The organism is Bacillus sp. FSL W8-1202, from assembly GCF_038006165.1.
GTDB lineage: Bacteria > Bacillota > Bacilli > Bacillales > Bacillaceae > Bacillus > Bacillus subtilis.
This window is the reverse complement of record NZ_JBBOUR010000002.1, coordinates 125,684-145,834: the sequence shown is the minus strand read 5'-3', so window position 1 is coordinate 145,834 and position 20,151 is coordinate 125,684. Positions and strand designations below refer to the sequence as shown.

22 protein-coding genes are annotated in these 20,151 nt (G+C 45.3%); 6 read left to right on the top strand and 16 right to left on the bottom strand.

Annotation, left to right across the window (positions count from 1 at the left end; translation table 11 throughout):
- Positions 1-131: 131 nt before the first annotated feature.
- From ytpR to NSQ09_RS20775, 4 genes are read right to left on the bottom strand one after another with little or no spacing between them, the layout of a single operon-like run.
- Complete coding sequence (ytpR, locus tag NSQ09_RS20790) at positions 132-737, bottom strand: YtpR family tRNA-binding protein (protein ID WP_041339760.1); 606 nt, start codon at positions 735-737, stop codon at positions 132-134.
- A gap of 15 nt (positions 738-752) precedes the next feature.
- Positions 753-1,562, bottom strand: a complete 810-nt coding sequence (locus tag NSQ09_RS20785) for a DUF1444 domain-containing protein (protein ID WP_326045833.1) — start codon at positions 1,560-1,562, stop codon at positions 753-755.
- 14 nt (positions 1,563-1,576) lie between these two features.
- A complete protein-coding gene (locus NSQ09_RS20780) occupies positions 1,577-1,900 on the bottom strand; it encodes a thioredoxin family protein (RefSeq protein WP_003229265.1) in 324 nt (107 codons plus the stop codon).
- Between the two features lie 38 nt (positions 1,901-1,938).
- Positions 1,939-2,055: a hypothetical protein gene (locus NSQ09_RS20775; protein WP_004399150.1), complete on the bottom strand. Its 117-nt coding sequence runs from the start codon at positions 2,053-2,055 to the stop codon at positions 1,939-1,941.
- A 78-nt stretch (positions 2,056-2,133) separates the two neighbouring features.
- Here NSQ09_RS20775 and NSQ09_RS20770 point away from each other — a divergent pair, with 78 nt between their 5' ends.
- Entirely contained in the window at positions 2,134-2,580 is a 447-nt protein-coding gene (locus NSQ09_RS20770; protein ID WP_003229263.1) for a YtoQ family protein, read from the top strand.
- 54 nt (positions 2,581-2,634) lie between these two features.
- Here the strand turns inward: NSQ09_RS20770 and NSQ09_RS20765 are convergent, their stop codons facing one another.
- The gene (locus NSQ09_RS20765; protein ID WP_341032605.1) at positions 2,635-3,708 is read right to left on the bottom strand and encodes a M42 family metallopeptidase; all 1,074 of its coding nucleotides are present in this window, start codon (positions 3,706-3,708) and stop codon (positions 2,635-2,637) included.
- A gap of 158 nt (positions 3,709-3,866) precedes the next feature.
- Between NSQ09_RS20765 and NSQ09_RS20760 the strand changes: the two genes are divergently transcribed.
- Positions 3,867-4,184, top strand: coding sequence for a PepSY domain-containing protein (locus tag NSQ09_RS20760; RefSeq protein WP_014477682.1), 318 nt, complete (start codon positions 3,867-3,869; stop codon positions 4,182-4,184).
- Between the two features lie 52 nt (positions 4,185-4,236).
- Here NSQ09_RS20760 and NSQ09_RS20755 read toward each other — a convergent pair whose 3' ends face one another.
- From NSQ09_RS20755 to trmB, 3 genes are all read right to left on the bottom strand, one after another.
- The gene (locus NSQ09_RS20755) at positions 4,237-5,937 is read right to left on the bottom strand and encodes an NAD-dependent malic enzyme (RefSeq protein ID WP_003229258.1); all 1,701 of its coding nucleotides are present in this window, start codon (positions 5,935-5,937) and stop codon (positions 4,237-4,239) included.
- 82 nt (positions 5,938-6,019) lie between these two features.
- A complete protein-coding gene (locus tag NSQ09_RS20750) occupies positions 6,020-6,865 on the bottom strand; it encodes a YtnP family quorum-quenching lactonase (protein WP_014477683.1) in 846 nt (281 codons plus the stop codon).
- Positions 6,866-6,935: 70 nt separating this feature from the next.
- A complete protein-coding gene (gene trmB, locus NSQ09_RS20745; RefSeq protein ID WP_014477684.1) occupies positions 6,936-7,577 on the bottom strand; it encodes a tRNA (guanosine(46)-N7)-methyltransferase TrmB in 642 nt (213 codons plus the stop codon).
- Between the two features lie 206 nt (positions 7,578-7,783).
- Here trmB and NSQ09_RS20740 point away from each other — a divergent pair, with 206 nt between their 5' ends.
- Positions 7,784-8,062 (top strand): YtzH-like family protein, encoded by a 279-nt coding sequence (locus NSQ09_RS20740; RefSeq protein ID WP_003237926.1) that lies wholly within the window; start codon positions 7,784-7,786, stop codon positions 8,060-8,062.
- Here the strand turns inward: NSQ09_RS20740 and NSQ09_RS20735 are convergent, their stop codons facing one another.
- From NSQ09_RS20735 to thpR, 5 genes are all read right to left on the bottom strand, one after another.
- Positions 8,063-8,860, bottom strand: a complete 798-nt coding sequence (locus NSQ09_RS20735; RefSeq protein WP_009967993.1) for a phosphotransferase family protein — start codon at positions 8,858-8,860, stop codon at positions 8,063-8,065.
- 179 nt (positions 8,861-9,039) lie between these two features.
- Positions 9,040-11,196, bottom strand: a complete 2,157-nt coding sequence (pulA, locus tag NSQ09_RS20730; protein ID WP_041054001.1) for a type I pullulanase — start codon at positions 11,194-11,196, stop codon at positions 9,040-9,042.
- Between the two features lie 25 nt (positions 11,197-11,221).
- Complete coding sequence (locus NSQ09_RS20725; RefSeq protein WP_152425560.1) at positions 11,222-12,151, bottom strand: YegS/Rv2252/BmrU family lipid kinase; 930 nt, start codon at positions 12,149-12,151, stop codon at positions 11,222-11,224.
- 48 nt (positions 12,152-12,199) lie between these two features.
- Entirely contained in the window at positions 12,200-13,114 is a 915-nt protein-coding gene (locus NSQ09_RS20720) for a hypothetical protein (protein ID WP_152425561.1), read from the bottom strand.
- A gap of 25 nt (positions 13,115-13,139) precedes the next feature.
- Positions 13,140-13,691 carry an RNA 2',3'-cyclic phosphodiesterase gene (thpR, locus tag NSQ09_RS20715; RefSeq protein ID WP_017695483.1) on the bottom strand — a complete coding sequence of 184 codons (552 nt, stop codon included), beginning with the start codon at positions 13,689-13,691 and terminating at the stop codon, positions 13,140-13,142.
- A 148-nt stretch (positions 13,692-13,839) separates the two neighbouring features.
- On the opposite strand from thpR, the gene cysK reads away from it, so the two are divergent.
- Positions 13,840-14,775: a cysteine synthase A gene (gene cysK, locus NSQ09_RS20710; RefSeq protein WP_033880436.1), complete on the top strand. Its 936-nt coding sequence runs from the start codon at positions 13,840-13,842 to the stop codon at positions 14,773-14,775.
- Positions 14,776-14,808: 33 nt separating this feature from the next.
- On the opposite strand, the gene pepV is transcribed toward cysK, so the two are convergent.
- Positions 14,809-16,200: a dipeptidase PepV gene (pepV, locus tag NSQ09_RS20705; RefSeq protein WP_041351164.1), complete on the bottom strand. Its 1,392-nt coding sequence runs from the start codon at positions 16,198-16,200 to the stop codon at positions 14,809-14,811.
- Positions 16,201-16,296: 96 nt separating this feature from the next.
- Here pepV and pbuO point away from each other — a divergent pair, with 96 nt between their 5' ends.
- Positions 16,297-17,595, top strand: a complete 1,299-nt coding sequence (gene pbuO, locus NSQ09_RS20700; protein WP_014480583.1) for a hypoxanthine/guanine permease PbuO — start codon at positions 16,297-16,299, stop codon at positions 17,593-17,595.
- Positions 17,596-17,633: 38 nt separating this feature from the next.
- Here the strand turns inward: pbuO and NSQ09_RS20695 are convergent, their stop codons facing one another.
- Together NSQ09_RS20695 and NSQ09_RS20690 are read right to left on the bottom strand one after the other, a co-directional pair.
- On the bottom strand, positions 17,634-18,791 hold the full coding sequence (locus NSQ09_RS20695; RefSeq protein WP_041054022.1) for an ABC transporter permease: 1,158 nt from the start codon (positions 18,789-18,791) through the stop codon (positions 17,634-17,636).
- The gene (locus NSQ09_RS20690) at positions 18,788-19,498 is read right to left on the bottom strand and encodes an ABC transporter ATP-binding protein (protein ID WP_015714539.1); all 711 of its coding nucleotides are present in this window, start codon (positions 19,496-19,498) and stop codon (positions 18,788-18,790) included. The genes NSQ09_RS20695 and NSQ09_RS20690 overlap by 4 nt, the downstream gene beginning before the upstream one ends.
- A gap of 289 nt (positions 19,499-19,787) precedes the next feature.
- Between NSQ09_RS20690 and NSQ09_RS20685 the strand changes: the two genes are divergently transcribed.
- Positions 19,788-20,009: a DeoR family transcriptional regulator gene (locus NSQ09_RS20685; RefSeq protein WP_003152337.1), complete on the top strand. Its 222-nt coding sequence runs from the start codon at positions 19,788-19,790 to the stop codon at positions 20,007-20,009.
- Positions 20,010-20,151: the final 142 nt, after the last annotated feature.

Genomic DNA, 20,151 nt, shown 5'->3' with positions numbered 1-20,151 from the left:
CTGGGACGGTTTTTAGTATACCACTGCTGGTCGGCCCAGAAAAGATTAAGCTATCAGCAGAAACAAAGCCGCTAAACAAGGGCTTAGCGGCTTTTCACATGATTCGTTTTTTTTAGCGGATTTATGGGAGTCTAAAACTGAAATGCGTCTCCCGCCTCATAGTCTCCTTCTAACACAAGGATTCCTTTTTCAGCAGGGGCATCCGGCAAATCAAGCTCTTTCGCTGAGCAGATCATCCCGCTTGACGGAACGCCGCGAAGCTCTGCATCCTTAATGACAAGTCCGCTAGGCATCACAGCACCGACTTTGGCGACGACAACTTTTTGGCCTTGGTCAACGTTAGGCGCGCCGCAGACGATCTGAAGCGTTTCTTCTCCTACGTTGACTTTACATACGCTTAATTTATCCGCATTCGGATGTTTTTCTTTTGATTCTACATACCCCACAACAAACTTCGGAGATAAATCAACGACTAATGTTTCTTCAACGCCGTTTCTGTTTAAAATCTCATTCACATCTTGCACGAATGTTTCTGAGAGCGCAACAGGGCCGTTTTCATCAATGGTCAAGTAAGAAGACGCGTTGAAAATGTTGAAGCCCGTTGTTTCTTTTGTTTCGCTATTGAAAATTTTGACGACGTCGCCGTGTTTTTCATAGCCTAATTGTTCGCGTGTCACATCTTGAAGAGAGATCAGGAGCGTGTCTCCCACACCTTCTTTATTATAAAAAGCGTTCATAAGTAAAAATCCTTTCTAATCCTTTTTCGGACGGCTTTTCGCCAGGATAAACACCGGTTCCAGCTTTCCTTCATTGTACAAAAATGAAAGGGCGGTAATCGGGACGGTGCCGCCTGCAAAGAAGCTCATCGACATTTGTCCTAGAATATCATACCCCGATTCATTCCGGATGTCAGCAAGAATCAAAACGTCCTGATGAGGAACAGAGATCGCCAGCTCCCCTTCTGCATGCTGCTTATACTCATTTAAGATCGCTTCGTTCAAAATCCGGCTTGCATCGTATCCGTCGTTTGCCCTGAAGAAATAAAAGTAATTGCCGGCAACCGTATCCTCTTTGACAACCGTCGGCAGGGAACGGAGATTAAATGCGGCCGTCTCTCTGATCCGCTCTTTTGTCCAGTTTTCTTTCTCAAGCATGCGCTGGTCAATTAAACGGTAGGTTTTCCCGAGATCTAGCGCGTAATAAATTCTTGTCTCTGCGGTATGATCGTCATAAATGAGCGGGATATCTTCGCTGGACTTGTCCGGGAAGGAAGTCGAGCGGATGACCGGATAAATGCGAGTTTCTTTCCCGGTCATTTCCTGAGCCTTCCCTTCCATTGCCGTCATCGCTTCGGAGACATAGTACACGATCTCATCAATGGCTTCGTCTTTTTTTAGTTCCCATTTTGCAATAATCGGCGGCAAATCGAGTGTAATCCCTTTTTTAGTCGTTTGATCCTCAACACGGAGGGTGTCTTTTTCTCTGTCAAACAGAAAGGAGCGATTCTCGTGCTGAAGGCGCTGCTTTAGTATATTTGACAGCTTCCTTGAGGTCATTTTCAAACCGATGTCCTCCTTTACGCTTTAGCGAGAGAGTCTGTTAAAAACTGTTCAATTTCTTCTTTTGTTTTGCGGTCTTTGCTCACAAAACGATTTACTTCTTTTCCTTCATTAAACACCACAAAGCTTGGGATTCCGTAAATTTCCCACTCTGCACATGTATCAATGAATTTGTCACGGTCTACGTAGTAGTAGGTGAATTCAGGGAAATTCGCTTCCAATTCAGGCAGGAAAGGCTCTACAAAACGGCAATCCGGGCACCAATCGGCTGAAAACATAAATACAGACCAATCATCCTTTACCGCTTTTTCCAGCTCTTGAGTTGATTCAATTTTTTTCATTTCATATCCCTCCAGTTGTTTATGTTCTTACATGTTTTTTATCGATACTCGTCCATTTGGATCATACCAAACTGCTTGAGGCAAAACCACTTATATGCAACGAATGAATATGTAAGATTGGCTTTCCCATTATCATTATCATATTTTATTTGCATTATCAAGCTCGTTTCGTTTAACATCGTGTACATGAGGGTAAAATTTACAGATGGACATACATAAGGAGGGATTTTTATATGGAGTTTATCGTCTATTTAGCAGGAGAAATCCACAGCAATTGGCGCGAGGAAATTAAAGAGAAAACAAAATCACTGAAGCTCCCGATTACGTTTGTTGGCCCGATGGAGAATCATGACCGCTCAGACAATATTGGTGAAGAAATTATGGGCGTACAGCCAAATGCCGTTTTAAAGGATGACAAAGCCTCTGACATCAACAACTTCAGAACCGCCGTCCTGATGAATAAAGCAGACTTTGTGATCGCCCTGTTTGGCGAAAAGTACAAACAGTGGAACACGGCAATGGATGCATCATATGCGATCGCAAAAGGAAAACCCCTGATTATCATCCGGCCGGAATCGCTCCACCATCCTTTAAAAGAGCTTTCCAATAAAGCGAATATTACGGTTGAAACCGTTAACCAAGCCATTAAGGCCCTTTCCTATCTATTTGAAACAGAATAAGAAAAAAGCTTGTCGATCCGGGCTTACTGCTCGTTCAACAAGCTTTTATGAAACCTACATATTTTCTTTAATCGCATCCACCGTCTGCTTATCGCAGGCTGTTACAAGTTTGATGAGCATTTCTTTAGCAGCAGCATAATCATCAATATGAATGATAGAAGCGTTTGTATGAATATAGCGGGAACATATTCCGATAACCGCTGACGGCACACCGCTGTTCGAAATATGAACCTTGCCTGCGTCTGTTCCCCCGCCGGATACAAAATATTGATATGGAATATCATGCGTTTCAGCCATATCAAGAACGAATTCCCTCATTCCGCGATGCATGACTGTCGTTCTGTCAAGAATGCGCAGCAAAAAGCCTTTTCCAAGCTGGCCGAATTCATTTTTGTCTCCGCTCATATCGTTTGCCGGGCTGGCGTCAAGGGCGAAAAACAAGTCCGGTTTAATCATATGAGAAGCCGTCTGCGCGCCCCTTAGCCCTACTTCTTCCTGAACCGTTGCACCCGCATAGAGTGTATTCGGAAGCTCTTTACCGTGTAATTCCTTCAGAAGTTCAATGCTTAAGCCGCATCCATATCTGTTATCCCATGCTTTTGATAAAATTTTCTTTTCATTCGCCATCGTCGTAAACGGACAAACAGGCACGATCTGCTGTCCCGGTTTAATGCCGATTTTGATGGCGTCTTCCTTATCATCCGCTCCAATGTCGATCATCATGTTTTTGATATCCATCGGACGGTTTCGCTGCGCATCTGTCAATAAATGCGGCGGTATGCTTGAAATCACACCCGGAACCGGCCCGTTATCTGTTTGAATTTCAACCCGCTGCGCAAGCAAAACCTGGCTCCACCAGCCTCCGAGCGTCTGGAATCTGAGCAGCCCGTTGTCTGTAATGGATGTCACCATGAAGCCGACTTCGTCCATGTGCCCGGCTACCATAATTCTCGGTGCGTCCTCTCCGCCTCGTCTGACTCCGAAAACACTTCCCAGTCTGTCCTGAACGATGTCATCGGCATATTTGGCTAGCTCCTGCTTCATAAAAGCACGAACCTTATGCTCATTGCCCGGCGCGCCGGGAAGCTGCGTCAGTGTTTGGAAAAGCGCTTTCGTTTCTTGATTCATGTTTTCCCCTCATTTCTATGTAGTCCTTTTATTTTATTAGAAACAATGAAGTTTTCCAAGCACCCTGACCCAATCTGCTCGATCACCCGCGTATTGCTTAACAGGATTTGGCTGTTTCTGTATAATGAAAAGTACGATCAACCAGGAGGTGCTTTATTTTGAAATTGCGTCATCTTCTTTTAGGAGCAGGACTTGGAATTTGTACGGCTGTCGTTGTGAAACAATATGTGATGAAGCCTTATATTTCTTCAGAAAAAGCGCTTCGAATTGTAAAATCTGCTTTTAAGCAGCGGGGCCCGATTGACGGATCATGGATTTACACCCAGCCGGAGCCTTACAATATTAACGGAGAAACGGTACAGGTATACAAAACCGGCATTACACGATCAGCTTTCGGAGAATTAGAACAGTATGAAGTCATGGTGGATGCGAAAACGGGAGAAATTGTTGATGTCATTGATACAATCGCCTCTTAACACCGGACAAGCAAAAAATAGAAGCCGCTGCCAACGCAGAGGCTCTTTTTAATTATATCGCGCGAATCGGTTTGTATACCGGATACCACATCGCATCCTGCACTGCCTGTATAATGTCTTCTGGCTCTTCCGTAGCAACGCCTTCCTTCATCGCGGTTTTTGCGACTTCAACCGCAACGGTTGCCGAAACAGTGCGCAAATCTTCAACTTTCGGAAGCATCGGCGCGCCAGGCACCCCGACATTGACCATACCTGCGATTGCCCGGGCACATGCTTCAAACATGCCGTCGGTAATTAATTTTGATTTGGTAACAATCGTTCCAAGACCGAGACCAGGGAAGACAAGCGCGTTGTTTGCCTGCCCGATATGATACGTAACTCCGTTATATTCAACTGGCGGGAACGGGCTTCCTGTCGTGATCAGCGCACGGCCTTCTGTCCATTCGATTAAATCCTCCGGTTTTGCTTCAGAAAGAGTTGTCGGATTTGACATTGGCAAAATCGCGGGCCGTTTCACATGTGACGCCATTTCTTTTACAATTTCTTCAGTGAAAGCGCCGGAAACCGTAGATGTGCCGATCAGGATCGTCGGTTTCGCCTGCCGGACCACTTCAAGAAGATCAATGCCTCCGCCGTCTCCGTTCCGCTGATAATCCTTCACTTCATCAGCCGAACGAGCATACGGCTTTTGGAAATCAAGAAGCTGATCCATATCATCTGTTAACAGCCCGTTTCTGTCTATGCACCAGAAGCGCTTGTATGATTCTTCTTCACTCAGTCCCTCGCGCACCAATGCTTCCCGCAGCTGTTCGGCAATTCCGATTCCTGCCGTTCCCGCTCCGAATATAACAACTCTGTGATCCCTCAATGGAACTTTAGACGCTTTTGCACAGGATAAGACTGCGGCCAAAGAAACAGCGCCAGTTCCTTGGATATCATCATTGAAGGTACACACTTTATCTTTATAGCGTTTCAAAATGCTTCGCGCGTTTTTCGCCCCGAAATCCTCCCAATGCAGCAATGCATTCGGAAATGTTTCTCTCGCCAGCGCAACGTAGTCGTCAATAAATTGGTCATAGCGTTCCCCGCGCACTCTAGAATGCTGGTTGCCGACATAAAGCGGGTCGTTCAATAGGCTCTCCTGATTTGTCCCCGCATCTAAAACAACAGCCAGCACTCTGCTCGGATCAATGCCCGCAGCCGCTGTATAAACCGCCAGCTTGCCAATAGAAATCGCGATTCCTCCGACGCCCCAGTCACCGATTCCTAAAATTCCTTCCGCATCAGTTGCAACAATTAAATCGATCGTATCGCTTTGATCTTTATACTGTTTAAATGCTTCTTTCATACCGTCCGGGTCATCGATTGACAGATAGAGCCCTCGTGGTTTTCTGTATTCATGGCTGTATCTCTGGATTGCCGTTCCGACTGTCGGTGTGTAGACAATCGGGAGCATTTCCCCTAAATGGTCATTTAACAGGCGGTAAAACAGCGTTTCATTCCGATCGTGCAGCGCCGTTAAATAGACATTTTTGCTCAAATCGTCAGGCTGTGCGGAATATTGTTCATACGCTCTTTTCGCCTGATCATCAATTGTTAATACCTTGGGCGGCAGAAAGCCTTTTAAGCCAAGTTCTTTTCTTTCTTCCTCAGTAAAAGCAACACCTTTGTTCAAAAAAGGAACAGAGAGCACTTCAAGGCCTCTTAATGTTGTTTGAATGTCTCCTTCGTTTGTTACTCTGAATTGTTTCACCCTGCCTCTTCCTTTCTGAGCATAATTAGTACTAGGTTTGCATTATTAGCCGGAAAACATGCAGGGTAAACTTAAAAATATGCTATTGCTTCATTCGCTTAACTGACTTTTTGATGCTTCCGTCCTCCTCCCATTGAAGGGCGCGATACTCGGCATCATGGTAAAAAATAAACCAAGCGTCTTTTTCTGCTGCGAACGCCTGCCATTTCTGCTTTTGCGGGATAGAGGTCATCGGATAATCATCGTAAGCCAGCACCCATAGCGGATTGCGGTGGGCATGTGTCGGCATCAGATCTGCCATATGTACGGCAGTTTCACCTGCATCCTCGCATATCAGGACACTGTGTCCGTCGCTATGGCCTCCGGTGTGATGCATTGTAATACCCTCTGTGATCGTTAAGGTGTCTTCAAAGGTTTTGACTTGGCCAGCTACAGCCTCCCAATTTTCTTTCCAATACGTATTTTTCGACCTGATATTCGGATGGCGCATTTCGTCCCATTCAACAGCTGATGTATAAATCACTGCATTCGGAAAGACAGAGACAAGCCGTTCACCTTCATACTCCGTTAAGCCGCATGCATGATCAAAATGAAGGTGTGTCATTGCGATCACATCTATATCGGCAACCGTTAATCCGAGTGCAGCTAATGAGGGTTTCACGTTCGACTCTTGTGTCACACCATAGTTTCGTTTTTGTTTATCAGTCAGCTTGCCGGACCCAATTCCGGCGTCAACGATGATATTGAGCCCATCCTTTTGAATCAAAATAGGGTCTGTCCTTAGTTCAATCTGGTTTTTTTCATTGACTGGATATTTTTTAGACCAAAGCGGCTTTGGCACAACGCCGAACATGGCGCCTCCGTCCATATGCGTCACGCCTCCGTCAAGCCAGGTCAACGTGATGTTTCCAATTTTCATTGTTTCCATTTTCATCCCCCCCTGTCATCATGGTAGCAAACGGCCCATAAAAAAAACAGACTCCTGTCAGAGTCTGTCTTTACGTTCTCCATTCAACCTCAGCCCGATAGATCGGCTGGCCGAGTGCAGAGAATTTTTCTTCATATTCTGTCATAATATTGCCTTCCAGATTGCTGTTATGCAAATCGAGACTGACGTATGTCAGCAGGAGGCCGTACTCAGAGAAGCTCTTCAAAGAGTACTCAAACAAACCTCGGTTGTCCGTTTTAAAATGAATCGCTCCGCCTTTGCCCATTACATCTTCATATTTTTTGAGGAAGTGGGAATATGTCAGGCGGCGTTTTTCATGCCGTTTCTTCGGCCAAGGATCAGAAAAGTTCAAGTAGACCCGTTTCACTTCCCCCGGCTCAAACACATCCGTCAGCGTGTCCGCATCTATATTCAGAAGCTTTACATTCTGCGCTTCGCTGTCTTTTACTTTTTGGACGGCTGTCACGATGACGCTTTTAAATAACTCAATACCAATATAATTGATGTCGGGATTTTGTTTGGCCATACCAGAAATAAATTGGCCTTTTCCTGTACCAACCTCGATATGGATCGGATTGTCGTTGCCAAACACTGTGTTCCATTTCCCTTTATAATCAGCAGGATTGCTGATGGCAATATCTGCGTTTTCAGCCAAAAAGTCATCAGCCCAAGGCTTGTGGCGCATTCTCATATGATTGACACCTCTATCTATTATTTCGACTAACAACATACCATGAATTAAAAAGACCCGCAAGCTCGTTTTTCCAGTGTATCTCTCTTAAGGCCGAGCGCATAAAAAAAGAGGGTCCCATCTGCTGGAACACTCCTTTCACATGTATAAAAACGCTCTGTTTTGAACAATTTAACCCGTATGATACTGAAGGGATGTGTACCGTTATGGGTTTACATTATGAGCATCAAGTTCATTTATTGAAGGATATATTGACTGACCATCAATTGGACTGCTGCGGAACAGTCGCAGAGTACGAGCAGCTTGAGCGTGTGATTAAATCACTGATGGCAAACACCGAGCTTGATTCAAATTTCAAAAACGTGCTTGAAGATGTTTACCGCTACAGCCAATCAGGAATATCGTCCAAATCCATCGACTCACACATACAAGAGCATCAGAACAGCCTGTCTCAATGGGTAGAGCAAATGGATTCGTATTCCTGATTAATCAACAATTCGTTTCATGAGGATATGCAGCTCTTCCATTGCATCATGAAATTCCTTATCATTGCCTTTTGCTTTATGCCAGGCAATGAAAGTAATTGTTTCAGATAACACATACCAAGCCATTCGCAACCGAAGGCTTTCTGTCAGCTCTATGCCGTACATGCTCAGCCAGCTCTCCCAAGCTGGCTTTTCGACGTAGTGGTACAGCAAAGGCCCGAGGTCCATCGCCGGATCAGCGATCATGGCGCCGTCCCAGTCAATTAAATACAGCTGGTTGTCTTCAGACAATAGCCAGTTATTATGATTGACATCACAATGGCAAACGACTTTCTCACCGAAATGCACTTCATGCAGGTGTTCTTCCAAATACTTGATCCCTTCTTGAATCAGCGGCGAAGATTGCTGCACAGCAAATACAGCCTGCTTCAGCTGAGACAAAAGAGCCCCCGGGTTCAGCGGTTCTTTTCCAAGTCTCTTCAGCATGTCCAGCAAGGCTTTTGATGTGTGTATTTTACGAAGCAATTCAGCAACGGGCCGTCCGCTCATGTCTTTAGGCTTCAGCTCTCTGCCGGTCATCCAGTGCTGGGCCGTAATGACGTCCCCATTTTCCATCCGTTTTGTCCAAACCAGCTTCGGAACAATGCCTTCGGCGGATAAAACAGCTAAAAAAGGTGAGCTATTACGTTTTAAAAAAAGCTGCTGCCCGTTATGTTTCGCATAATATGCATCTCCTGTAGCTCCTCCGGCGGGGAAGATCTCCCAATCGCTACCTAGTAATTGTCCCAACCAGTTCATATCAATGTTCAACCCATCATTTCTTAAAATATTTTAGAATAAAGGCTAATCGTCTCTAGTCTATCAAGCGAATGCCTTTTTCGTACGAATCGTATAAAAATAAAAAAGACAGCTATTGAGAGTCTCATATGCTAATCAATAGCCGTCCTTTAAATTTTAGCGCTATAGCACAAACTTCGTCAAGCAAAACTCTTAAGATCTGATGCTAAATATAAGATAACCGTTCCGATGCCGTTTACTGCAACCGTTTTCTTGATTTCTGCCGGGTCTTCCAGAAATCCTGATGGATCACATAAAAGCCGATAAGGTATGTCGTTTGGCAGCCTCCACTCGACGGAGTCTGGACTCGCGTGATGGATAACAATGATATCTTTCCATTCGTCAACCTCGTCAAGATCATAAAGCCTGTATGCGATAAGGTGTTCTTTTAGCGTCAAGCATTCAAGATGGCGCTGGATGTCTAAAGCGGACCTAAGACGGAATGCAGGATGCGCTTTTCTCAGCGAGATCAGCCTGCGGATATAGTGAACATCTTCTTTGAATGTTTCACGGCGATCCCAGTCGAGCTGGTTGATGCTGTCACTGGATTGATAGCTGTTTTCCACTCCCTGCTTCGTCCGGAAAAATTCCTGGCCGCTGTGAATAAACGGCACCCCTTGGGCAAGCAAAATAATCGCGGCTGCAAGCCTTTGCCTGCTTCGCTTTCGGCTGTCATTTTCTTGAGGAAGCGCGAAGCTCATTTTATCCCAAAAGGTGTGATTGTCGTGTGATTCGACATAATTGATGGACTGGCTTGGTTCCGCAACAATCGGCGCTAATGCCTTCCATCCGGAAGACCCGGCAATTCCATGCATCACAGCTTGTGCTGATTCACCACTGCCGAGCGCAAACCCTGCTGCCTTAAGGTGAAAGGTGTTCCCTTTTACAGCGTCACGAAACATATCATTAAAAAAACCGATGCCCGGCATTCTTGGCGCGTTCGCCAAAGCAGCTTTCTGTTCATGCGGCAGCGGTGTAGCCAGATCCCACCCTTCTCCAAAAAGCAGGATTCCGGGCTTTGCCTTAGTTGCTTTCTCTTTCATATAAAGCACGGTGTCAATATCTAAAATCCCGAGGAGATCAAAGCGGAAGCCGTCAACATTGTATTCTTCAAGCCAATAGACCACGCAATCCGCAATGAATTTTCTTGCCATCCTTCTTTCTGATGCAATATCATTGCCAACGCCGGTGCCGTTTGACGGCATCCCACATTCGTCGTGCCGGAAAAAATAACCGGGCACTGTCTTTTCAAAGGGGGAATTCTCCCTCTTATACACATGGTTAAAAACAACATCCAGAATGACTCGCAGACCGTGCTGATGCAGGGTATTGATCATTTGTTTCAGCTCTGTTTTTCTCGTTTGAGGATCATGAGGATTTGAGGCATAGCTTCCCTCCGGGGCAAAGAAATGAAGCGGGTTATATCCCCAATTGTATGCATCAAGCGGCTTCTCTTCATCAACTCCGGCAAAATCATTCACCGGCAGAAGCTCCACATGTGTCACACCAAGCTCTTTTACATACGTCAGTCCCGAAGAACTGCCATTTGCGGTTTGTGTATCAGTTTCCGTTAATGCTAAGTATTTTCCCTTGTTTATCATGCCGCTGTTTTCATGGATGGAGAAGTCGCGAAGGTGCGTCTCATAGATGACGGCATCCACAGGGTGTGAGAATGGTTTAAGAGGAGCAGTCCATTTCATTTGATCCGGGCGCAAGACGACGCCCTTCTCTCCATTTACAGTCACAGCCTTGACATACGGGTCAACGGTTTCCATCCATTCTGAATTGTTGCAGATGCAAAACAAATACTCATACCCGTGAAGGTCACCCGTGACCGTAACAGCATAGACACCCTTTTCCAAGCGATTCATTTGGAATGTGCGCCCGCTTTTATTGGGGTGTGAAAGCTTGACAGCAGCTGAGGTTGCAGGAGGCGCCCATACTTTAAATACGGTATGATCCGCGGTATAAACGGCGCCCAGCTCTCCGTCATAATAAAATTCGTCATCAAACGCTGCCGTCCGGATGACCGCGCCAATTTGGAGATCCGTTTTGTGGCCGCTGGATGCTCTGACGCAATGGATTTTTCCAAATGTCACAGGATGGTCGGATACGCAGACGTACTTGTATTTTGCTTCAAGGGAGTATTCCTCCCTGACAGCCAGAGGAAAATCTGTTATTTCTGTCTCAAGCCGAAACGGCGGTGTCATGATTTCCTTTTGTTCAGCAGGAATCAGAACAGTAATGATATTCATGTCATCGACATACGCTTCGAAGCTGCGGCGGATGCTGACCATCGGAAGCTCTCTCCTCCAAACACGTTTATGTTTTGATTCTTAGGGGTGAAGGACTAGATGCCAGACGAAACGGGGTAGTGCCCATGATTTCTCCGTCAGCATGGAACGGGATTTTGTCCTTCGTGTAAAATGTAATGTCCTTCGCTTTAAACATCGTAACGCCATCCATCTTTGTATGTTTTCCAAATGCCATGAGACATAAAAGCCAATATTTTTTCAAAAACGGCTGGTTTTCAACGATTACGATATCAAATGTCTTCTCGCGCGGATTTGCTAGGGGCGCCGCCTTCATGCCTCCCCCGTAAAACGGATGGTTGGATACAACTGCAAACCAGACATCATGAAATTCACGCGTCTCGTCTTCCATCGTACAAGCTAACGTAAACGGCTTAAAGGTTGCCGAAGCGTGCAAATGAGAAAGCGGATACACAAGAAATCGAAGACGGAGAAAAAGAAAAACCCGTCTCAACGGAAATTCCATCGCCTTTTTATTGACATATGCGTCAAACCCGATCCCGATATGATTCATAAAATAAAGAATCTGTGATTTATCCTGAAGGAAATTGACGCTCCCTAAATGAAAGGTTCTTGTTAACGGGCGCTTTACCTTCTTGATTTCCTGTATCAGATCGATTTTTTTAATAGAGAAGCCTCGCGAAAAATCATTATACGCGCCCGCCGGCACAAAGCTCAGCTCAATATCGTCAACATCTTTCAGCCCGTTGACAACTTCATGCATGGTTCCGTCTCCGCCAATGACGATCAGGCGCTTCAGCTTATATTCCTGTATCGTTGAAATCTGTCTGGCGAGCACCTCGGCGTGTCCCGGATGTTCAGTTAAAAATGAACGGTGCTCAACCTTTCGTTTGATCAATTCTTTTTGAATGGACTTCCAAACACGCAGGCCGTTTCGATGTCCTGCTGTCGGATTAATAATAAAAAACCAATGGCTCATCTTTCTCACCTGCTTATGTTATGAGAAAACCGCTCAAATCGTTCTCTTTTACTCCAGCCACTCCTGTCTGCGATAGGAGTCAGACATGCAGTAAGACAATAGAGCCTTTGCAGCCTTTACCTGATGATGTTTGATCGGAGCAGTGTTTTTCTTCTGCCGCTCAATCCATTCTTCCGCGCTCCGCTTATCCGCTATTTCTAAGCCGTATGGCGGCTCCGGGTAATCGATGTACGACGTTCTGCTCAGAAGCAATTTTCGAACCGGAATCTCAGCCTGTTTTTCCTTTACGATCTTTGACACAACCGAGTCCGTACGAAACAGGCTAAGCCCTGGATTTAACACTGATGCAGTCTGAGAGGCTGTTTTCTTGTCCCAAAAACGATTTTTAGACCCTATGTAGACACTGTCTTCCTCAGCCTCTAAAAAAGAAACGCAATAAATTTCCAGAGGAGAAATAATCACAATGCTTAATTCAACCGCCGCCTGTTGAATTTTCAGCACAGGCCTATACATAATAAAATAAGAAGCAGGCAGCTGCTGGGTCAGATAACGCAAAATGCGGTCCTGCTTCACCTGGTTTGAGAGTTGAGATATTTCTGAAAGAGTAGAGCTTGCCCATTTGAGCTGAAAATCATATAAATGTCTTTTATAAAAAGAAGCAAGCGCCACCCTGCTCTTCGGGAGCCTTACATGAATATCTTCTTCGTCCTCAAACCATTGGTGTCTCTCTTCTTGTATATCGGCTTTTATCTCTTCTTTTCTTCTTTTCAATGAAAATTTTTTTCGTTTCTGCACCGGTTCCGGTTCTTCAGCACTGGCTTGCCTTTCTTCATGCTGGCGTTCCGCAGCTTCTACTAGTGAAAGCCAGCGCTCTTTTTTCAGACGTACAAACTGGTTGATATAATGGTACGGATCAAGCTCATATCTCGATATATAATCATGAATTTTGATGATTTGTGCCATGTTTGTTTCTCCACTTCGCAATGAATTAAGATAATTGAAATTTGAATATTTCCTCGTATTTTGGTGATTGGTTCAAGTGTATTTGAAAGAGCGAAAATCGTTCAGCCATCATCGAAACTTCGCCGCTTTCAAACGGGACATGAGCTGGAAATCCATCTTCGCCTGTCCATTTTCTTGCCAGCGTCATATGAGGATGATACGGTCTTTTTTCCACTTGAAAGCCGGCCTGAAGTACAGCCTGCTTCGTATGTTCCCGCAGTCTATCAAGCGTTTTGTTTTTCTTTGGCTCCAGATGTAAAACGCGCGGCCTTCTGCGGTCGCCGAATACATCTATCTTGTCAAACTCAATTGAAAATGGGTCAATTTCTGAAGCAATCTCTGCTAGCGAACCTTCAAGCTTCTTTATTTGTGTCTCATCCGCCGCTCCGAGAAAAATTAACGTGATATGATAGTCAAGCGGGTGCACCCATTTTTGAAACGTCAATACCGGTTCGTTTTTCGCAGCCTGGTAGATCGGATTTGCAATTCCCTCAGGTATGGGAACACCGATGAAATAATGAGGCCGTATATCTGGCATCTGTCTGACACTCCCTTCTTTGACAGCTATTATTTTATCAATAAAGAGGCTGTGCGGATAGAGGAACAGTGTATGAAAACACTCTCGCACAAACGTTTATTATGTTAGGATATTATATGACACTTGTTTTATTCAGAAAGGAATGACAATGTTGAAAATCGTTGCAAACACAGCTGATCTGATAGGAGATACACCGCTAGTGAGATTGAATCGGCTTCAGCCGGAAAATGCGGCACAAGTCTATTTAAAGCTTGAATTTTTCAATCCGAGCGGCAGTGTGAAAGACAGAGCCGCTTATCAAATGATCATAGAAGCTGAACAAAACGGTTTACTCAAGCCGGGATCAGTTATTATAGAGCCGACAAGCGGAAATACCGGCATCGGGCTCGCCATGAATGCGTCAGCACGCGGATATAAAGCAATTTTAGTTATGCCTGATACAATGACGAAGGAACGGATCAACCTGCTTAAAGCTTACGGCGCAGAGGTTGTATTAACTCCCGGAGAGGAAAGAATGCCGGGCAGCATCAAAAAAGCGAAGGAGCTTGCCGAACAAATTCCGAACAGCTATATTCCAATGCAGTTCGATAACACTGCCAATCCTGATGCGCACCGGAAAACAACAGCGCCTGAAATCGCCCGGGCAATAGAGGAAATCGGAAAACCGCTCGGCGCTTTTGTAGCCTCCTCTGGAACGGGCGGAACCATTACCGGAACAGGTGAGGCGCTCAAAGAGCTTTTTCCGGATATCACGGTTCATGTTGTTGAGCCAGCGGGTTCGCCTGTATTATCCGGCGGAAAACCTGGCGCTCATAAACTTGTAGGAACGAGCCCAGGCTTTATACCGCCGATTTTAAATGAAGACGTTTATGATGAAATTATCAAAATCTCTGATGAAGACGCGTATACGACGACAAGACGGCTTGCTGCTGAAGAAGGAATTCTTGTCGGTCCTTCATCAGGCGCTGCCTGCTTTGCGGCAATCGAAACAGCGAAACGCCTCTCTCCTGACAAAGTAGTGGTCTGCATGACAGCTGATACAGGAGAACGGTACTTATCAACTGATTTATGGTCATTTATTTAAAAAAAGGACTGGCTTCAGCAGAAGCCGGTCCTTTTATTTTGCAAGCTCGTAAATGGCCTGAGCATATAACGCTGTCGATCTCAGCAGGTCATCAATTTCGATATATTCATCCTTTTGATGTGCGCTGTCAGGGCGTCCGGGGAACAGCGGGCCGAACGCGACACCGGCTTTTAAGGATCTCGCATATGTCCCCCCGCCGATTGAGATTAAGTCAGCTTTTTTACCCAGCTGGCCTTCATAAACCTTTTGCAGGGTTTTGACTAACGGATGATCTGCGGACACGTGATGCGGCTTGCTGTCTTTGAATTCTCCCAGCTCAAATTCAGATGCGCTTTCGAATGCATCGCGAATCGCTTTGCTTTCTGCTGTCACAGGATAGCGGATATTGATCCCGAGCTCGCCTCCTTGCCCTTCTTTATAGCGCAGTGTTCCGACATTTAATGTCAGCTCTCCGCTGATTTCATCCTCACAGTCAATGTCCAGTTTTTTTCCTCTTGTATCACCTGAGAACTTATCTGTCACAACTTGCACAAACCGCTTTCCTGCATCGTCAAGCTCAGTCTGCTGGAGAAATTCGCACAATAAAATTCCGGCATTGATCCCATTGTTCGGTTCCATCGCATGGCAGGAAAGACCGTACATACGCAAAATGAGCTGTCCGTTCTCTATTGCAGCTTCCCCTTTTTGATCCGTCGTGCGGAGCATGTCTTTAAATGAAGACATAATCTCTTCTTTTTTCGGCCCTTCAATGACAGCTTCCGCAGCGTCAGGCACCATGTTTAAGCGAAGGCCTGATTGAAACGAGACAAGCACTGCCTTTGGTTCAGCTTGATTTGGGCGGTGCGGAATAAGTAAAGAAGCATCGATGATCCCTTTTTCCGCATTAATGATCGGAAAATCGGCGTCAGGCGCAAAGCCCATTGTTGGCATTTCTTCATGCTTGAAATAATGCTCTACGCATCTCCAATCACTTTCTTCATCTGTTCCGATAATCATTCTGACTCGCTTGGACAGGGGCAAATTCATGTCTTTCACGATTTTCAGCGCGTAGAATGCCGCCATTGTCGGGCCTTTGTCATCAATGGCGCCCCTTGCATAAATCCGTCCGTTGCGGATTTCAGCTGAAAATGGATCACTCGTCCACCCATCTCCCGGCGGCACGACGTCAACATGGCAAAGTACGCCGATAATGTCATCGCCCTCCCCCCATTCAATATGACCTGCGAAGCCGTCAAGATTTTTTGTTGTAAAGCCTTCTTTTTCTCCAAGCTCCAGCAATGAAGTCAGGCTGGCATTTACCCCTTCTCCAAACGGTTTACCGGGTCCGGCGGTTGTTTCGTCCATGACACTGTTGATTCTCAAAAATTCCTGCGTATCACGAATTAAATCCTCTTTTTTTCTGATCACTTCAACTTCCCAGTTCATAATGATCCCCTTTCCGCAAGAAATGACTTGCAAAAACCAAATAAAACGAATAATATTAATGGTGTTTTGTTAAAACGTTCGTAATTGGAGGATACTATGTTTCATCTAAAAGAGCAGCAAACATCCATAAAGCAAGAAATCATAGCAGGGCTGACGACCTTTTTCACAATGGTCTATATCGTCGTGGTCAATCCGGTCATTCTGGCTAACGCCGGGGTTCCTTTTGACCAGGTTTTCACCGCAACGATTATTGCCTCCATTGTCGGAACGCTGTGGATGGCCCTGGCAGCAAATTATCCGATTGCTATTGCGCCCGGCATGGGCTTGAACGCTTATTTAGCCTTTCATGTCGTAAGCGCAAGCGATGGCGGCATCACGTACGCAACAGCTTTCAGCGCAGTATTTACAGCAGGGGTTCTCTTCATTATTCTATCGTTAACGCCTTTAAGAAAACAACTTATAGAAGCGATTCCAAACAATTTAAAATACGGGATCACAACAGGGATCGGGCTGTTTATTGCTTTTATCGGTTTGCGTCAAGCGGGAATTGTGGCAGCTGATGAGTCAAACCTGGTCACTCTCGGCAATCTGCATTCACCTGGTGTTATCTTAACGCTGGTCGGCCTTTTGATCAGCGTGGTCCTGATGGTGCTGAATGTAAGCGGCGCTTTATTTATCGGAATGGCAGCTACCGCTTTGATCGCCTTTTTCACCGGTCAGCTCCATTTTCCAAAGGGATTTATGTCGCTTCCTCATTTGCCGGAAGGATTGATGATCTCAAATCCATTTACCGCTTTTGGCGATGTCATTCATCACGGCCTGTACGCTGTCGTCTTTTCTTTTCTATTAGTCACCATTTTTGATACGACAGGCACGATGATCGGAGTTGCCGAGCAAGCCGGGCTGATGAAAAACAACAAGCTGCCGAACGTGCGAAAAGCGCTGCTTGCTGATTCAACCGCGACGACAGTAGGAGCTGTTTTCGGCACAAGTCCGACGACCGCATTTATCGAATCTTCCGCCGGTGTCGCAGCCGGGGGAAGAACGGGGCTTACGGCTTTGACTGTCGCGGTGATGTTTGCGGCTTCAATGTTTTTCAGTCCGCTTGTCAGCGCCTTGTCCGGTATAGCCGCCATCACCTCGCCTGCTTTGATTATCGTCGGCAGCCTGATGATGGGCTCAGTTTCCAATATGAACTGGAAAGAGATGGACGAGGCATTTCCTGCGTTTCTCGTCATTCTAGCCATGCCTTTGACCTCGAGCATTTCTACAGGAATCGCGCTTGGCTTTATTTCGTATCCGATCGTAAAAGCAGCGCGGGGAAAATGGAGAGAGATTCATCCGCTCGTCATCGTTTTCGCCATTCTGTTTTTCATCCAGCTGTTTATTTTATAACATAGACCAAAAAACCCAAACGTCGCCGTTTGGGTTTTTTATGTAAACAATAAAGAGACAGCGGCCGCTAAAAAACAACAGGCGGCAAACGCATAGTGCAGGATATTGATACAGCTTTTTCTGGCCCGATAATATTCATCACTTTCCTTATCGGTGCCAATTAAAAAAGGGACATCCATGACCTTGTCAAAAATAAGCGTCAGGATATAACGGCAAACCCCTGTATATACCAGCAACGCAATCACCTTCAGCCAAATTGGGGAAACAAATATAAGAACGGTGAAAGCTGACAATAGCATGTACATCTGCCTCGCATACTCGCTATTCCTCAGCATGACTTTAAAAAACAATTCCTTATAGCCTGTGCAGATCGTTCGCCTTTTAAATATCCTTTTTGAATTTCGGTATAATAACGGTTTTCTTCTCATCCTGTCTTTTACTTTTGGCATTCCTGCCTCCTGACTCATCATCATCACAAGTCCTGCAAGGGCAAGCCTGCTTTTTTTCTCTTCAGTCACCTCAGCTTCAAAAGCCGTGAACGAAGCCGTCTTTTTCAAACTGCGGATAACTGAGAAAAGCAAAAATAAAATGCCAAAAAGCGCAAGCAAATGCCGCTCAGTAAAAACAATCAGGATAGCAGAACCAGCCAAAAGAATAGCTCTGACAAGGATATCGCCAATCCATCTCGAAATAGAGCGCGGCTTTCTGATCCTGTCTTGCTTTAAGGATAAAAAGAATATATGAAGGCCAAACAAATAACACAATAGAGCAGTGCTTTCTGCGAATGTGATGAGAACAGAATGACTGATCAAGGGAAGGACAATGAAAAAGAGAAGCAGCCATTTAGCCAGCGTGGCCAGAAAAGAATACAAAAGCGCGTACCGTTTGAGCTGATAGATGATTTCCTTCTTTTGCAGCAAAAACACTTTGTCCGCTTCCATTAAAAATGTGCGAATCGAGCCTGTAAACATGATCAGCACACACACAGCATACAGCCATCTCCATTCCGCCACTTCAGACCACTCATAAAGAAGGCCACTTCCGTTCATCAAATCAATATACTGATAGATGACAAAAGCAATCGCCGGCAAAATGATATAGAGAGCGACTGTCCAGTCAATGACCGCATGCAACACTTTAAACTGATACTTGTAATAGTCAAACAGCCTTCGAAAAAAGAGCGTACGCCCGTTCATGGCCGATCACCTTGAACTGCCTTATAAAAACAGTCAAGCAATGACTGCCCCTCTAATCCGGTCTTGTCCTGAATATCTTTTAACGTGCCTTGGAGAAATAATGAACCTTTCTCAATCATATAAAACCGGTCACAGATTTTTTCCGCGGTATCGAGTACATGCGTGCACATAAGAATTCCGGCTCCACGTTCTTTTTCAGCCTTAAGCATGTCCACAAAGCGTTTCGTCGATATCGGATCAAGGCCGATAAACGGTTCATCAATCACATACATATCCGGCTTAGAGAGAAAGGCCTGGATAAGCATTAGTTTTTGCTGCATGCCCTTCGAAAAGGTGACAGGCAGCTCATGTTTGACATGATCAAGCGAAAACGTCTGCAGCAGGCTTTGGGCCCGATGCGCAAATTCTCTCTCTTCAATGCCGTGGAGTGTGCTGATCAGATCCAAATGCTCCCACAGCGTCAGTTCTTCGTAGAAGGACGGATGCTCCGGAATATATGCAAATGAACAGTCGTTCCAGGCAATATGCCCTTTAAAATCTTCTGAAAGGCCGAGTATCGCCTTGATTGCGGTGCTTTTTCCGGCGCCGTTAGCTCCGATCAGTCCAACCAGTTCCCCTTTTCTGACTTCCAGAAAAACATCGGTGAGCACTTTTTTTCGGCTTGTATACCCGGCCTGTTCTATTGAAGCTTCAAGCAAATTTGTCAAAACTCACCCACCTCCAAAATTTACTACGAAACAGAATAAAAAAAGTTTCTTTAACCATAATAATATTGAGCCGAAATACATAGTAATCCAACAAGGATGGCTGCCCAACGCGAATTGGAAAAAATCAATAGGAGTTATCCCTAGATTTATCACTGCAATATCGTGTATAATGAGGGCGAATTATTTTAACAATTACAGATGTCTGCCTTTGTTGCTATTTCGTACGCAGTTGATAGTCGTGAGTTGTGGTTAGTCAAGTCCATCCGATCTTATGATAGGGAGTGGTTTTTTGAAACCTTCAACAAACCGTATGCTAACTCGAATCAAATCAGTTTACATGTTTATCCAAGAAAAAGGTCTTGTGACAACACAGGAACTGGTTGACGAATTCGGCATTACACCTAGAACGATTCAAAGAGACTTAAATGTGTTGGCATATAATGATCTTGTTCATAGTCCAAGCCGTGGCAAGTGGGAGACAACGAGAAAGAAAGTAAAGATTACCTCATAAATTGAAAAATTACATAGGGCCGCCTGAGAGCGGCCCGATAGATAACAGGGCGAAGAAACTGCTGAGCCTTGTTTTTGTGTGCTTATAAATAAACCCCGCATTCGGGGGACTGACCCCCGTTTTTGAGACAGGGATCAAAACA

Excerpts from the sequence above, each read along its gene's own strand:
- NSQ09_RS20775 (WP_004399150.1), bottom strand. The coding sequence starts at position 2,055 with ATGCAAATAAAATATGATAATGATAATGGGAAAGCCAATCTTACATAT.
- cysK (WP_033880436.1), top strand. The coding sequence starts at position 13,840 with ATGTTGAAAATCGTTGCAAACACAGCTGATCTGATAGGAGATACACCG.
- NSQ09_RS20765 (WP_341032605.1), bottom strand. The coding sequence starts at position 3,708 with ATGAATCAAGAAACGAAAGCGCTTTTCCAAACACTGACGCAGCTTCCC.
- NSQ09_RS20735 (WP_009967993.1), bottom strand. The coding sequence starts at position 8,860 with ATGAACTGGTTGGGACAATTACTAGGTAGCGATTGGGAGATCTTCCCC.
- thpR (WP_017695483.1), bottom strand. The coding sequence starts at position 13,691 with ATGCCAGATATACGGCCTCATTATTTCATCGGTGTTCCCATACCTGAG.
- NSQ09_RS20770 (WP_003229263.1), top strand. The coding sequence starts at position 2,134 with ATGGAGTTTATCGTCTATTTAGCAGGAGAAATCCACAGCAATTGGCGC.
- pulA (WP_041054001.1), bottom strand. The coding sequence starts at position 11,196 with ATGGTCAGCATCCGCCGCAGCTTCGAAGCGTATGTCGATGACATGAAT.
- NSQ09_RS20740 (WP_003237926.1), top strand. The coding sequence starts at position 7,784 with ATGGGTTTACATTATGAGCATCAAGTTCATTTATTGAAGGATATATTG.
- NSQ09_RS20725 (WP_152425560.1), bottom strand. The coding sequence starts at position 12,151 with ATGAGCCATTGGTTTTTTATTATTAATCCGACAGCAGGACATCGAAAC.
- NSQ09_RS20695 (WP_041054022.1), bottom strand. The coding sequence starts at position 18,791 with ATGAACGGGCGTACGCTCTTTTTTCGAAGGCTGTTTGACTATTACAAG.
- pbuO (WP_014480583.1), top strand. The coding sequence starts at position 16,297 with ATGTTTCATCTAAAAGAGCAGCAAACATCCATAAAGCAAGAAATCATA.
- trmB (WP_014477684.1), bottom strand. The coding sequence starts at position 7,577 with ATGAGAATGCGCCACAAGCCTTGGGCTGATGACTTTTTGGCTGAAAAC.
- NSQ09_RS20750 (WP_014477683.1), bottom strand. The coding sequence starts at position 6,865 with ATGGAAACAATGAAAATTGGAAACATCACGTTGACCTGGCTTGACGGA.
- ytpR (WP_041339760.1), bottom strand. The coding sequence starts at position 737 with ATGAACGCTTTTTATAATAAAGAAGGTGTGGGAGACACGCTCCTGATC.
- pepV (WP_041351164.1), bottom strand. The coding sequence starts at position 16,200 with ATGAACTGGGAAGTTGAAGTGATCAGAAAAAAAGAGGATTTAATTCGT.
- NSQ09_RS20720 (WP_152425561.1), bottom strand. The coding sequence starts at position 13,114 with ATGGCACAAATCATCAAAATTCATGATTATATATCGAGATATGAGCTT.
- NSQ09_RS20780 (WP_003229265.1), bottom strand. The coding sequence starts at position 1,900 with ATGAAAAAAATTGAATCAACTCAAGAGCTGGAAAAAGCGGTAAAGGAT.